Origin of the sequence: Candidatus Methanomethylophilus sp. 1R26, assembly GCF_001481295.1 — an archaeon.
Lineage (GTDB): Archaea > Thermoplasmatota > Thermoplasmata > Methanomassiliicoccales > Methanomethylophilaceae > Methanomethylophilus.
In genome coordinates this window covers 1-13,067 of the sequence record NZ_LOPS01000011.1, presented here as the reverse complement: position 1 = coordinate 13,067, position 13,067 = coordinate 1, and the positions used below count along the sequence as shown (strand labels likewise).

11 protein-coding genes and 4 pseudogenes are annotated in these 13,067 nt (G+C 60.2%); all 15 read right to left on the bottom strand.

From position 1 onward, the window contains the following. Positions 1 to 83 precede the first annotated feature (83 nt). A complete protein-coding gene (gene pylD / locus AUQ37_RS02285) occupies positions 84 to 914 on the bottom strand; it encodes a 3-methylornithyl-N6-L-lysine dehydrogenase PylD (RefSeq protein ID WP_058747240.1) in 831 nt (276 codons plus the stop codon). Further along, positions 914 to 1,747 carry an ATP-grasp domain-containing protein gene (locus tag AUQ37_RS02280; RefSeq protein WP_201013654.1) on the bottom strand — a complete coding sequence of 278 codons (834 nt, stop codon included), beginning with the start codon at positions 1,745 to 1,747 and terminating at the stop codon, positions 914 to 916. Before AUQ37_RS02280 ends, pylD begins: the two co-directional genes overlap by 1 nt. Before the next feature lie 3 nt (positions 1,748 to 1,750). Beyond that, on the bottom strand, positions 1,751 to 1,996 hold the full coding sequence (locus tag AUQ37_RS10615; RefSeq protein WP_201013653.1) for a hypothetical protein: 246 nt from the start codon (positions 1,994 to 1,996) through the stop codon (positions 1,751 to 1,753). 164 nt (positions 1,997 to 2,160) lie between these two features. Beyond that, entirely contained in the window at positions 2,161 to 2,988 is an 828-nt protein-coding gene (gene pylSc, locus AUQ37_RS02275) for a pyrrolysine--tRNA(Pyl) ligase large subunit (RefSeq protein ID WP_058747239.1), read from the bottom strand. A gap of 190 nt (positions 2,989 to 3,178) precedes the next feature. Then, positions 3,179 to 4,558, bottom strand: a pseudogene (locus AUQ37_RS09390) (monomethylamine:corrinoid methyltransferase). A 135-nt stretch (positions 4,559 to 4,693) separates the two neighbouring features. Next, positions 4,694 to 6,079 (bottom strand): annotated as a pseudogene (locus AUQ37_RS09385) (monomethylamine:corrinoid methyltransferase). A 1-nt stretch (position 6,080) separates the two neighbouring features. Next, a complete protein-coding gene (locus tag AUQ37_RS02250; protein WP_058747236.1) occupies positions 6,081 to 6,713 on the bottom strand; it encodes a B12-binding domain-containing protein in 633 nt (210 codons plus the stop codon). Positions 6,714 to 7,277: 564 nt separating this feature from the next. Next, on the bottom strand, positions 7,278 to 7,412 hold the full coding sequence (locus AUQ37_RS12825) for a hypothetical protein (RefSeq protein ID WP_255354867.1): 135 nt from the start codon (positions 7,410 to 7,412) through the stop codon (positions 7,278 to 7,280). Further along, complete coding sequence (locus tag AUQ37_RS11930; protein ID WP_235584825.1) at positions 7,405 to 8,799, bottom strand: DMT family transporter; 1,395 nt, start codon at positions 8,797 to 8,799, stop codon at positions 7,405 to 7,407. Before AUQ37_RS11930 ends, AUQ37_RS12825 begins: the two co-directional genes overlap by 8 nt. Before the next feature lie 214 nt (positions 8,800 to 9,013). Then, positions 9,014 to 9,154: a hypothetical protein gene (locus tag AUQ37_RS11925; RefSeq protein WP_235584824.1), complete on the bottom strand. Its 141-nt coding sequence runs from the start codon at positions 9,152 to 9,154 to the stop codon at positions 9,014 to 9,016. Beyond that, positions 9,151 to 9,309 carry a cobalamin-dependent protein gene (locus tag AUQ37_RS11920; RefSeq protein ID WP_235584823.1) on the bottom strand — a complete coding sequence of 53 codons (159 nt, stop codon included), beginning with the start codon at positions 9,307 to 9,309 and terminating at the stop codon, positions 9,151 to 9,153. Before AUQ37_RS11920 ends, AUQ37_RS11925 begins: the two co-directional genes overlap by 4 nt. Further along, complete coding sequence (locus tag AUQ37_RS11915) at positions 9,303 to 9,650, bottom strand: B12-binding domain-containing protein (RefSeq protein ID WP_235584822.1); 348 nt, start codon at positions 9,648 to 9,650, stop codon at positions 9,303 to 9,305. The genes AUQ37_RS11920 and AUQ37_RS11915 overlap by 7 nt, the downstream gene beginning before the upstream one ends. Before the next feature lie 74 nt (positions 9,651 to 9,724). Continuing rightward, a pseudogene (gene mttB / locus AUQ37_RS11910) lies at positions 9,725 to 11,146 on the bottom strand ([trimethylamine--corrinoid protein] Co-methyltransferase). Between the two features lie 128 nt (positions 11,147 to 11,274). Then, a pseudogene (gene mtbB / locus AUQ37_RS02220) lies at positions 11,275 to 12,684 on the bottom strand ([dimethylamine--corrinoid protein] Co-methyltransferase). A gap of 60 nt (positions 12,685 to 12,744) precedes the next feature. Further along, positions 12,745 to 13,067, bottom strand: a 323-nt coding sequence (locus AUQ37_RS02215) for a B12-binding domain-containing protein (protein ID WP_201013652.1), incomplete at its 5' end; no start/stop codon positions are given.

The following is a 13,067-nucleotide window of genomic DNA, read 5'->3' as shown; positions in this document are numbered from 1 at the left end:
CTCCCCGGTTCCGAGTTCGATCGCCTGCGCGCGCAGGCGCTTGTTCCGATATCCAATGCGATTCCGTATTCTGTCAAATAGATTCACTCCTGCAGGAAACAGTCCTTGCCCAGCGAGAAAGAAATGGCCTGGGCCACCATCGGCGCGGTCCCGATCGCCAGCGGGTCGTGGATGAACTCCGCCTTGGCGAGCGTCTCCTCGTCGTAAACGTGGGGGATGCCCGGCGTAGAGACTATGGCACCCTCCTTGATCTGGTCGCCCGGTATGGGCGTGGGTGACGCATTGAGTATTAGGTCCGCCTTCCTCGTCGATGCGTCTATGTCCGTGGCCACTATGGTGCCGGGGTTGGCGTATGCCACTGCGGACGCCCGGTCGGGGAGGATGTCGGCCACGGTGACCCTGGCGCCCAGCTTCCTGAGCATGGCCACCATGTTGCCTCCGACCCTTCCGGCTCCGCGGACCAGCACGTCCTTCCCTTTCAGGCCGCCCGCGGCGCCGCGGAGGGCCTCCACGTACCCGGCCGCCGTGCAGTACGAGTTGTTGGCGTACTTCCCGGCGGCGACGCTGTACGCCATGTACTGCTCATCGTCCGCCATCAGTATGATGTCCGCGCCGAGGTCGAGGGCATCGCCGAAGCCCCAGACATCGGTGTGCTCCGTGACGGTGCACTCGATGCCCATGGCGGAGACGATGTCGGCGACGCTCCTGGAGAACTTGCTGATGATCCCGAGGCCGGAGGTGATGGGCACCGCCGCGGCCCTGTATTTGGTAACGTCGACCTTCGCAGGGTCGACGCCGATGGCCCTGAAACCAAGCGTCCTGAGGTCCATCCCGGTGTCGCGGATCAGCATCTTGTCGATATCGCTCAGCTCTCCGGACAGGCCGGAGATCATCTTGGGGGTCAGCCTGGTCATCAGACCACCTCCGGGGAGCCGTCGATGAACTCCTCGATGCCGCACTCGTCCATGATGCGGGCGATGGCGTCCTTCCTCTTCCAGAAGACCTCCTCCCTGTCCTTCCCGGACGTGATCATGGTTGCATGCCAGCGGGACCTGCCGGGTGCATAATCGGTGATCATCTCATCCGACCCGAACAGCCCCTTCTCGATGCGCGGGCTCTCCACATGGGAGAACGCCTTCTCCCCGGTGGTGTACATGCGCGCCCCGTCGATGTAGAAATGCTCGTACGAGGACGCTCCCGGCCTCCTCACCGGGTCCGAACCCCTGCCGGAGAGGGTCAGGTAGAGCTCCTTCAGGAGGTTGATGCCGGTGCCTGCCAGTATGCATGCCGGCGTTTGGCTGGGGATCCTCGCGTCGATCTCGAGGACCTTGAACCCCGCGTTGCCGCCGATCGCCTCCATGTCCATCAGTCCGCGGAGATGCATGTCCTCGGCGGTCATCCTGATGCACTCCCCGAACTTCTCATCGGCCTCCGGGCTGAGGATGCCGGGATCGCAGATGACCTGTTTGCAGTCGTACCCGCTGTCGAGGACCACCTGGGTGGTCACGTAGGCCCTCGCCTTCTCCCCGTCCCCGATGGCCTCGACGGACAGGCTCTTCCCGTGGACGAACTCCTGGACCACAGGTTCGTCATGAAGCGCGGAGACCTTCTCCAGCGCCGCCTTCATCTGCTCATCGTTCTCCACCTCGGAGACGCCGACGGACCCGCTCTGGGACGACGGCTTGACGATGACAGGGTAGCCGCATTCCGGCCACGGCTTCGGCATGGGGACGCCGAACTTCCCCATGATCTAATTGGACCTCAGCTTGGATGACGAGATCCGGTAAGCATCGATATCGAAAAGATACGGCCCGGCGAAACCGCCCTTGATCTTCTCAAGGCTCTCGAGGGCATCCATCTCCTCGAGCGCCGGTATGACGGCATCGCAGTCCCCGAGGGCCTTCGCGGCCTTCTCCGGGTCCTTGGCCACATCGACTGTGACCGAGCCGTCCGCTATGGAACGGGCGGGAGCATCCTCCCTCCTGTCCAGGACCAAAGTCTCATATCCGGCCTTCTGCGCGAGATAGGCCGCCTCGATGCCCTGAAGCGCGCCTCCTACAATACCTAGTTTCAGTCTACTGCCCCCTGGAATCCATGGCCTTTTGCCTCGGCACCCGCATCTTCTGCATATCAGATGAACGGAATTGCGTATATGTTCGGTCAGTCCATCTTGGCGCCGTTAAGGTAGGTGGTACTGGCGCCGCCCTTCATGACGGTGCTGTATCCCTGCCTTATCGTGAGCAGGCGCTCAAGGCCGAACCCGGCCCCCGCCCAAGGCTCATGGACGTCGTGGGCGGCGTCGAGGTAATGCGGTCCGACGGCCGCCGAACAGACCTCCTGCCCGTTGATCTCGACATCGATGGTCTCCTTGTAGACGTCGGATTCCTCATGGACGAGCTGGTAGTCCGGAAGGCCGGCGGCCTTCATGACGATCCCGATGTACTTCTTGAGGGACTCCGTCGCATCGCCTGCCGGGCCCATGTCGACGAGGTTCAGCATCGTGAACTCCTCCAGGTGCATGCCGCTGTGGGACTCCTTCCTGAAGCACGAGCCCATCTCGAAGATCTTGACAGGGCCGTCCGTGTGGTCGCGGAGGGACCTCATGACGGTGTACAGGCTGGGCGCGAGCATGGGCCTGAGGGCCCTCTTATCATCTATCCAGAAAACCTGTTTGAACAGGGGCTTGTCAGGCGTGATCGTCATCTTGGCGAGCGCGTCCTTGGAGATGATGATGGGGGTGCGGACCTCGATGAAACCGTCGGCAACGAGAGCATCGGCGATGTCGTTCATCAGCCGGCTCAGGCCCTGCCTGGCGGGATGGGCGATCATGCCCTTCAGCGCGGATTCGTTGTCGCGGGAGGCGTCGGACATGAGCTTGGTGAACGCTTTCTCCCTGGCGGAGACATCCGCGAACTCCATGTCCTTGTAAGTGCCGTTCCCGTACTCCCTCAGCCGCTGGATCTGCGCATCGGTAAAATGTTCCGCCATCTGGAATTACCCCGAAATATCAAATGAAAGTGGCGAGAGACCGGGGTGTCGATCCCCGCTGGCTAGGTTTTAGAGACCCGCTGATCGCCGGATCGTCCCCCACGCAGGACTGTAATCCAATCCAACGAGTATAAAGATTTCCCAGATAGCATCCATCGATGCGGGCGCGGCCGCTCCGGAAGGGCCGGGATCATATCTCGAGACCGCATTTGTTCAGGGTCTCAACGGCCTTGTCGTAGATCCTGAGGTACTCCTTCGAGGGGGTGATGGAATCGACATCGTAGCAGTCCTGGAAGCGCTTCCCGGACGGCGGATGGCTGTAGCTGTTCTCGTAGAGGGATACGATGTTGTCGATGACCCTGTTGGCGCGCTCGATGTCCATGCCTGCCGATGCGATGGCCGATTCGCCCATCATGCGGGCCTCCATCCCCGTCCCGCGGTCCTTGACCACGCCCTTGGACGCAGCGACACCGGAGATCAGGTCCCTTCCGGAAACGCTGTCGGTGACCGCCTGGGCGGCAGTCTCCAGCAGGCACATCTCGGTGCAGGGGCCGGCAAGGGTGTAGTACTGGTTCGCGATGATCAGGTTGGTGTTGATATCGATGGCGGCCGCCGCATGCGCAGCGATCTGGAGCGTCTCGCGGGCGGTCGTGTTGCCCCACCTGATGTGGACGGGGCCGTCGAGATGCATGTCCGTGCCCAGGATGGTGAACGATGCCAGGGTCGAAGCGACGTCGCAGATGGCCGTCTCCTCGATCCCTCCGCAGTATCCGCCGAACATGGGCATCTGCTCCGCGAGTATGAGGTCCCCGGCGGCCTTCCAGCCGGCGACCATGTTCATCAGGTTGGAGTCCATCTTCATCTCGTTCATGAGCGAGCACTCGTGCAGGTCGTGCTTCTTCAGGCTGATCTCGCCGAGGTCGGCCGAGAGGCAGGCGGCGCTGGACAGCGCGGTCTGGGGCCCCTATATGCACAGGCCGGGGCGCCCGCAGATGGCGCAGGCATCGCGGATGTAGCGGATCTCCTCCACGGTGGCGCGGATCTCCCAGGGCGTGTTGGTGTTGACCGGCTGGCCCCTCACCGTGTCCAGGACCCCGCTGACGATGGCGTCCACGGACGGCTCCTGGGCATAGGACATGATCATGGGAGTGAAGATGCTCTCGGACACGGGGGCGCCTGTAGGCCCGGCCTCGATGACAGGAGCGCGGCGGTCGCCCATGCGGCGGGATTTGCAGCTGACGCGCTCGTTCCCGTATCCGAGCGAGATCTTGCGGGGAGCGCGGCGGATGGCCTCCAGCACCTCATCCTCGGTGGGGCAGAGGACCTTCCCCAGGCTGCTGTTGTATATGCCGGTGGAAATCAGCATGTCCATGCCGGCCTGGAAGAGCCTGTCGGCTATGTCCTCGTCCTCGGGTATGATGTTCTTGCCGAACGCAATCTTGTATTTCTCTTTCATGCGGAGCGCGTTCGTAGGAACGGTGACGTAGTCCCACTGGTCCTCCCTGGTCTTCTTCCCTTCCGAGAAGCGGGTGAAGGATTCGAACACGTCGAGAGGTCTCGATGCAGCCATTGTACTTGCAACTCTGTTTGATTGAAAAAGGATGCCTACGGATGAGGCATTATAAGGTACGGGCCGCAAACTGCGGCCCGCGGGAGAAATAAATAGCAGGGAGCCGGGGCCCCCTGTGTTTCACAGCCTTCCCGATCAGTGCTTGATGGGGAGTCCGGCGTCGCGGAGGTGCTGCATCGCCTGGTCGTAGACCTGGAGGTATTCCGCGGTGGGCTTGACGGTCTTGACGTCGTAGCACTCCTGGAACCTCTTTCCGGCGGGAGCATCGTTGTAGTGCTGCTCGTACTCGGAGACGAGGGTGTTCATGATCTCGTTAAGGTCGGACACCTTCATGCCGGCAGCGGTCAGAGCGGCCTCGCCCATGGCGCGGGCCTCCATTCCGGTGGTCTTGTCCTGGACGACACCCTTGGCGGCGGCGGATCCGGAGAGGAGCTCCCTTCCGGAGCCGGTATCGTTGATCGCCTGGACGGCGGTCTCGATCAGGCACATCTCGGTGCAGGGGCCGGCCATCGGGTAGTACTGGTTGGCCAGCAGCAGGTCGGTGTTGGCGTCGACAGCGGCGGCGGCGTGGGCCGCGACCTGCAGGGACTGCCTGTTGGTGGTGGTTCCCCAGCGGATGTGGATGGGTCCGTCGAGGTGGAAGTTGCCGTTGAAGAGCGCGAAGGATGCGAGGGTGGTGGCGACATCGCAGATCGCGGTCTCCTCGAGCCCGCCGCAGTACCCTCCGAAGATGGGCATCTGCTCGATCATGATGGTGTCGCCGTTGACGGTCCAGCCGGCCAGCATGTTGAGGCCGGTCATGTCCATCTTGAGCTCGTTGAGCTGGGAGCACTCGTGCGCGTCGGTGACGCGGTGTCCTGCGTGGACCATGTCCGCTGCAAGCCTGGCGGCCTCAGTCAGCGGAGTCTCGGGTCCCTAGACACCCAGTCCGGGACGGCCGGCCCTCTCCCTTGCTTCCCTGGTGGCACGGAGCTCGGCCATGGTGGCGCGGATCTCGTAGGGGGTTCCGGATTTCGCGGGGTGGCCCTCGAGGGAGGTCATGACACCGTCGACGAGGTCGTCGACGACACCCTCCTGGGCGTAGGACTGCATGACCTGGACGAAGACGTCCTCGGAGATGGGGGATCCGGTAGGTCCTCCCTGGATGATGGGCTTGACGGGGCTGTTGCCGTGCCTCGGGTAGAAGCGGGCGATATCCCTGCCCTCACCGAGGATGAGCTTTGTGGGGGTCTTCTTGATGCCCTCCCAGACTTCCTCCTCGGTCACGTGCATGACCTTTCCCATGTCCTTCAGGTAGTACCCGGTGTTGACGAGCATCTCAAGGCCGGCCTGGAACAGGGCGTTCTTGGTCTCGTTGTCCTCAGGGATGAAGGTGTTGCCGAAGTCGAGCTTGTACTTGTTCTTCAGCTCGGTAGCGTTGGTGGGGATGATGTTGTAGTCCCACTCGGACTCATCGACTTTCTTCCCCTTCCTGAACCTGTCATAGGTGTCGCATACGGAAAGAGCTCTCTCTGCTGCCATTTCAATCACTCATCAGTTTGTTAACGAGGTCTACCATGCTGGAAGCGGTCTCGGAGTATCCGTCCGCTCCGATCTCATCGCACCACTCCTGAGAGCAGGGCGCGCCTCCGAAGATGCAGAGGTAGTTCCCTCCGTCATCCTTGTTGGCGTTGACGATATCCCTCTGGGACTCCAGGGTGGTGGTCATCAGCGCAGATCCGGCGAGGATCTTCGCGTCGTTCTCCTCGGCTGCGTCGAGGAACTTCTGGGAGTCAGCGTCGGGTCCGATGTCGATGACCTTGTATCCTGCTCCGCGGAGCATCGCGCAGCAGACGTTCTTTCCGATCTCATGGATGTCGCCCTCGACAGTTCCCATGACAATGGTTCCCTTCATAGCGGTAGCTCCGCCGGTCATAAGGGGCTCCAGCATCTTGATGGCCATTTCCATGGTCTTGGATGCAGCGACGACCTGGGGCAGGAAGATCTCCGCGTCGTTGAACCTCTGTCCGATGGTCTCCATTCCCTTCCCGAGGCCCTTGTCCATGATCTCGGAAACGGGCATCTTCGCGTCGATAGCTTTCTGGGTAGCTTCCTTGCAGAGCGCGAAGTTCCAGGTCTCGACGGCCTTTTTTAAGATCCGCCAGAATCTCTTCATTTGCCATATTACCACTCCAGACGCCGAAAGACTGCCGCATGACTTTCCGTACATGCTTCCGGTCTTCTTTTGTCTGATTTAATAGATGGAAGTAATCTATTTAAATATTTTCTGGCGAATTAGATTTTTTCAGAATTTTATATTTAATCTTTTCTATTTTAAAGTTTATTCGTCAAGTTTTTTCTGAATAATTAGTCATTTGTTCACTAATTCAGAAAATTGTGAATTGATATCTAATTTCGACAAAAATACGTAGAAATAACGGCTGCAATCGGAATCGAAAAACACAGAGTTCCGGACGCTTGGAAAGATGGCATTCATCCAACAGCCCCTCTTTTTAGCAAATCTTTAAATACTGAAGGAAAAGAAGACTTTCCCAATCGATTCTGAGAGAATCCGCGTACTTTCGTTGGGGCGCAAGCGGGAGTATGAACAGCCGCATACTGGCTTCCTGCAGATCCCGCAGGCAGTCTTCCGCGGCGTTCGTTATAATAAAATAAGAAAATGGGCGAAAAGATTTCAGAGCGTTTGGCGGGGGCCCGAAGGCCCCCTGTTCATGCCCGTTCAGAGCTGCTTGTACATCCAGCGCGCGATGATGACGCCGAATGCGCAGAGGGCAACGATGAACACGGTGCTGATGATCTCGCCGGCAGGTATGCCGTCGGCGAAATGGCCCGCGTATGCATCCCAGTTACTCATAGAACCTCACCTTCGACTTGAGTCCATCGACAGTGGTGATCCCGAGATCGGTGATAGCGTACTTCACGAGGAGATGGTCCTTGTTCAGCTTGCCCTCGGTATCGATCTCATAGCCTTCTTCGCTGAGGAATCCGGCCGAGGTCATCTCGATCAGGTCGTAGTTCACCATGTGCTTGTCGTGGTCGGACTTCATGCCGTACTCTTCGCACAGCTTGTCGACGATCTCGTAACTCCACATCGGACCTCCGTTCTCGAGGATCTGCATCAGGCGGAACTTGATCGGCGCCTTCTTGATGATCTTGCCGTGGTCGTCCATAGGCACGACGGTGGTCTCCACATGCCCGTCATCTGTCTTGGTCTCTGTCCTGAGGCTGACGAGACCCTCGCTGTCCTCAGTGGCGATGAGGAAACTTCCGATGAGGCAGATGATCAGCCCGGCGATGGTCGAGCCGACGATGAGCGCCATGGAGTCGTCATCGTACCCAAGGGCGTCCTCGGGTCCGAAGAAGATGATCAGGAAGATGACCGCGCAGGCGGCGTACAGGCTTCCGACAGCCTGCCCTCTGGCCACTCCCAGGAACGGGAAGGACTTGTACCAAGTTACATAGCACCATGCGAAGGAAAGACCCAGCATGAGCACGACGACAAAGTCGGCAGGGTCGCAGAGGACATCGCCGATGGCGTAGAACAGGTTGTATCCGCATCCGGTGAAGATGAGCATGACGATGATCCAGAAGAGCGCCTCGAAGCAGAACCTGAGGTGGAGGCCGACATCGGGCTCGCAGATATCGAGCGCCTTGCCGGCAACGACTCCTTCGAATCCCCAACCGACAGCGGCCATGATACCGCCGATCGCACCGAGCGTAGGGTTGGAGCTCTCAGTGTTCCCTGCGATGAGGGTTCCGGAGTAGAGAGTGATTCCGCCCGCCAGCAGCACGATGATAGCCAGATATCCCCTCTTGGAGACCTTCTGCTTCAGGTACAGGACGGACATGATGGTCCCGATTATAGGGTACAGCAGGCCGGCGATGGCCGCGAAACCGGGGCTGAGGAAAGTTGCAGCGATGTAAGTTCCGGAGACAGCGCAGGCCCCGCAGATGCCTGCGAGAAGGAAGTACTTGCTGGCCGCCTTGAACTCCACAAGGGTCCTGTGGAATTCGGGAAGCTTCCCCAGAGCGCCGTTCCAGATGAACAGAACGAGAGCGCACGCGATGGCGTTCAGACCGGTGAGGAACACGCATACCATGAGAGTGTTCGCGTCGGTGCTGAGGCTGGGGTGGTTTTCTGTAAGATTAGCTGAAAGACTGTTAAGTAGGTCGGGAAGATCGTATACGGCGTACCCGGGGACATACCACACTCCCCAATACAGCGCGCAAAGGATTCCCATGATGAGGCCGAAGCGGATTTTCTTCTTATGGTCCGCCTTCACAAGGGTCTCTATATCGACAGGCGTTTGATTCGGCCTGGAATCGACCGGATTAGCCTGAGGCTCAATGTTCTCTGCCATATTACCACACACCGCGGCTTTCAAGCCGGCGCCGCGAGCCTAAGGGGTTTTGCACCCTCCGCCGGAAGGCGGAGGGCGCGGGAAATGATCAGCTTCACGGCCTTGACCATCTTGGCGACGCAGTCTGGGCGTTCTCGGAGTAGACATCCGCTCCGATCTCGTCGGCCCAGTCCTGGGTGACAGGGGCCCCGCCGACGTTGGTGAGGCACTTGCCCTTCAGGCCCTGCTTCTTCATGATCTCCTCGAGGCCTTCTGGTTGACCATGGTGGAGGTCATGAGCGCGGAGGTCCCGACGGCGACGGCGTTGTTGTCGGCGACGGCCTGGGCGATCTGCTTCAGGGGGATGTCCCTGCCGAGGTTGATGACGTCGAACCCGGCGACCTTCAGCATGATGCGACGATGTCCTTGCCGATGGAGTGGATGTCCCCCTCGATGGTGCAGATGACGAACTTGCCGAGGGACTCGGTCTTGTCCGATTTGTCACCGAGGTGGGGGGTCAGCAGGTCGACACCGGCGTTCATGGCGTTTGCGGCGGCCATGATGTGGGGGAGGAAGAGCTTCTTCTGCTCGTAGAGGTCTCCGACCTTGTTGATCCCGACGGTGTACCCGTTCTGGATCAGGTCGACGAGGTCCGCTCCCTGGTCGAGGGCGTCCTGGGCGACTTTCTTGGACTCGTTGATGTTGTAGGTCATCACAGCTTTGATGGCCCTGTCGTTAAGTTCCTGGCTCATTTCTATTTCTCCTCTAGATGAACCCTCCGGGCGGACCCGGAGGTAAAACGTTTCGGGGTTTCCCCCGTTATCGTTTACTGGTTCTCCTCCTGGGCAGCCCTCTTCAGGTATGCCTGGTCGGCCTTCTTCGCGATCTCTTCCATCTTGGCGAGCACGTCGGCCTCGATGGGCTTGACCTCGTGGTTCTTCAGGACATCGACGACGATGTCGTGGGCGGCATCGGCGGCGTCCTTGTAACCGGCGTTCCTCCAGTCTCCGAGCATGAGCCTGTTGAAGACCAGGGGGTCGGAAGCGAGCTCGATGTTCTCCATGGTGGAGGGGTGGGCGATGAAGTCGTTCCCGACTCCGATCTCCTTGATGGCGTCGACGGCGAGGGTCTCGTCAGTGACGGGGACGCCCTCCATGAACCTCCTCTCCATGCGGATGATATCGTTGTCGATGACCATCTGCTCGAGGGAGAAGGTCATTCCGAGCTCCAGCATTCCGCTGCCGTAGATCATGTTGACACCGGCGAGAGCGGCTGCGAGGGAGGTGATGGTCTTCTCGTGTCCGGCCTGTCCGTCGGGCACCTTGGCGTCGGTCTACATACCGGCGGTGAAGACGGGCATTCCGTAGTACTGGCCGAGCTTCGCGACGGACGCGGAGATCAGACCGAGCTCGGGGGATCCGACAGGAGCGGTTCCCCTCTTGAGGTCGAAGGTGGTGGTCGAGGATCCGTACCAGACCTTCGCGCCGGGGCAGGCAAGCTGAGAGAGCACGATACCGGACAGGACCTCGGCGTTGTGGGTGACGAGGGTTCCCGCCAGGAAGACGGAGGAGGATCCTCCGGCCATGGCCATGGACAGGACGTTCACCGGGATGCCGTACCTGGCTCCCTTGATGATGCACTGGGACGCGTTGTAGGACAGCTCCAGCGGGGAGGTCGGGCAGACCAGCATGGACATGATGGGCTTGGCGCGGGCCTCGGCCTCGTTCCCGTGGTAGTACGCGAGAACCATGTCGCGGTAGAACTCGACGTTGCCGGCGACGGGGTCGATGTGGTGGAAGTGCATCGTGGTGTTCTTCAGGGAGGTCAGGAGCTCGTGGACATCCTCAGCACCCTTTCCGGCCCAGTTCCTTGCGGAAACAGGCAGGGAGAAGTAGGAGAGGCCGTCGCACCAGTCGCAGAGCCTCGCGATGTTGGCGAGGTCCTCCTCGTTGGAGTCCCTGGTCTCGTATTTTCCGTGTCCCTTGTAGTCGCAGACCTGGATACCGGTTCCGAAGCAGGTGTAGTGCACCTTGCCTTTCCACTCCTGAGAGAAGGTCCTGCTCTCGTCCCTGCCGTAGCAGTAGAACTTCTTGGGGACGGTGGCGAGGGCCTTGTCGAGGACGTATCCGGGGATCTTGACCATGTGGGTCTCCTCGTCGACGGGGCAGCCGGCAGCCTTGAAGATCTGGCGGCCTTCCTCATCGGACACCTGGACACCGTAGGTCTCCAGGACATCCCTGGTGGCCATGTCGATCCTGCGGATCTCGTCTCGGTGAAAAGCTCGAAATTGATTCCGTTCAGCTGAGTCTGAGCGGGGTACTCGGGTACAATAACTCCCATTGTTTTCTTCCTCCTTTTAAGCGTTAGTGATTAGGTTTAGTTCTTGAGGCTCTGCCTGAACTTCTCGCAGCTGTTGATCTTGATGCCGAGCAGCTTCTCGATGTTCATCTTGGCCGCGATTCCCCTGGGCGCGCCGGGCACTCCGGTGACGACTCCGATTCCGAGGTCCTCCCTGAGCTCCCTCATGACGTGCTCATCGGCGATCTCGAGGGTTGAGACACCGAGCTTCTTGGCGACGTACTCCTTGGCGGCGCCGACCTTCATGTTCTTCGCGTACTCCATGCGGGCAACGAGGTCTCCAGCAGTGCGGATTCCGCCCATTCCGGAGGCGATCATGTGGGCCATGTCCATTCCGACAGGGTCCCCGACTCCGATCTAGACACCGTCGCAGTGCGCGATCTCGACCATGGCCTTGCTGGCCCTGGAGACAGCGTCGATCGGCGGGGTCTCGAACATGGGTATTCCTCCGACACCCATTCCGAGGTCGCAGTGCACGGGTATGTTGGCCTGCTTGACGCACTCCTTCACGAAGGTGACAGCGCGGGCCATGTTCCAGGCGAGCGATTTGCTGGTGTTGGTGTTGCAGACGGCTCCGAAGACGTTGGCTCCGGCCTCCTCGCACATCTTGACCTGCTGGTGGGGGAACATTCCGGCCACGGTCTTCCCGTGGAACTCGATTCCTCCGTGGATTCCCATGACGGATTCTCCGGCCATTCCGGTGTTGATGTATGCCAGGGGGTTGGCCTTCCTGAGGGCCTCGACGCCCTTGAGGCCGCCGACGAAGTCTGCATCTCCGGCGGATGCCATGGTGTCGAAGTCGAAACCGTCGGCGCCGGCGGAGAGGATCTTGTTCCCGACGTACTCGATGTCGCGGGCCATGTGCTCGGACGCGAGCTCGGACTGCTGCATGGACTCGTCGATCTTGAACTCCCTCATCAGGTCGGCGGGGTTCCCGTAGGGGCCGTCGGGAGCGTAATAGAGGCCCATGTTGGGCATCGCTCCGTAGAAGTAAGGCGCGACGATCTCCTGCTGGATCTCCTCCATGGTCTGCATCTCCATAGCGATGACAGGCTTCACGGGTTTGATCGAGTAGTCGGAGTGCGCGAGTTCGAAGGTATCGGCACCGAGCGCCCTCTCGTGGAGGAGAGCGGCCTCGAGCCTGCCCATGTCGACTCCGTTTCCGGAGTTTCCGTTGTCGCCGGTGAAGTCGAGCTGTCCGATATCGTAGGTCAGGACAACCTCGTTCCCGGGCTCGACGGAGACGACCCTGTTCTTGTCCATGATGATGTCGGCGATCCTCGCCATGTCATCATCGGTCAGTGCGGGGATGGACCCCATGTCCGCGGCGTCCGCGGTACCGGCCTGGATGTCGGCCATGATCTGCTCTTTGGTCATGGTGACTCTCTTGCCGTCTCCCATTCTGGTGTAATATTCCTGTGCTGCCATAGGTACCACTTGGTTGAGAGTATGATTAGATGTTTTGATTCGCTTCTGCTTCCGGCCCTTTCAGAGGTCCTTGACCTTCGAAACAGTCTCGGAGGCGGACTCTCCGTAGATGTCCGCGCCGATCTTGTCGCAGTAGGACTGGGTGATGGGGGCTCCGCCGACCATGACGACGGTCTTGTCGCGGAGGCCTGCGTCCTTGAGCATCCCGATGACGTCCTTCATGACGGTCATGGTGGTGGTCATGAGGGCGGACATGCCGCAGTACCCTGCGCCGGCCGCGACCTCGTCGACGAACTTCTGCTTCGGGACGTCGCGACCGAGGTCGTGGACCTCGAACCCGGCGCACTGGAGCATGGTGGAGCAGATCGACTTGCCGATGTCGT

What these genes read in the sequence shown, in the direction of transcription:
- AUQ37_RS11915 (WP_235584822.1), bottom strand. Translation starts at nt 9,650, where the DNA reads ATGAGCCAGGAACTTAACGACAGGGCCATCAAAGCTGTGATGACCTAC.
- AUQ37_RS12825 (WP_255354867.1), bottom strand. Translation starts at nt 7,412, where the DNA reads ATGAGTAACTGGGATGCATACGCGGGCCATTTCGCCGACGGCATACCT.
- AUQ37_RS02280 (WP_201013654.1), bottom strand. Translation starts at nt 1,747, where the DNA reads ATGGGGAAGTTCGGCGTCCCCATGCCGAAGCCGTGGCCGGAATGCGGC.
- pylSc (WP_058747239.1), bottom strand. Translation starts at nt 2,988, where the DNA reads ATGGCGGAACATTTTACCGATGCGCAGATCCAGCGGCTGAGGGAGTAC.
- AUQ37_RS11925 (WP_235584824.1), bottom strand. Translation starts at nt 9,154, where the DNA reads ATGAAGAAGCAGGGCCTGAAGGGCAAGTGCCTCACCAACGTCGGCGGG.
- pylD (WP_058747240.1), bottom strand. Translation starts at nt 914, where the DNA reads ATGACCAGGCTGACCCCCAAGATGATCTCCGGCCTGTCCGGAGAGCTG.
- AUQ37_RS11930 (WP_235584825.1), bottom strand. Translation starts at nt 8,799, where the DNA reads ATGGGAATCCTTTGCGCGCTGTATTGGGGAGTGTGGTATGTCCCCGGG.
- AUQ37_RS02250 (WP_058747236.1), bottom strand. Translation starts at nt 6,713, where the DNA reads ATGAAGAGATTCTGGCGGATCTTAAAAAAGGCCGTCGAGACCTGGAAC.
- AUQ37_RS11920 (WP_235584823.1), bottom strand. Translation starts at nt 9,309, where the DNA reads ATGCTGAAGGTCGCCGGGTTCGACGTCATCAACCTCGGCAGGGACATC.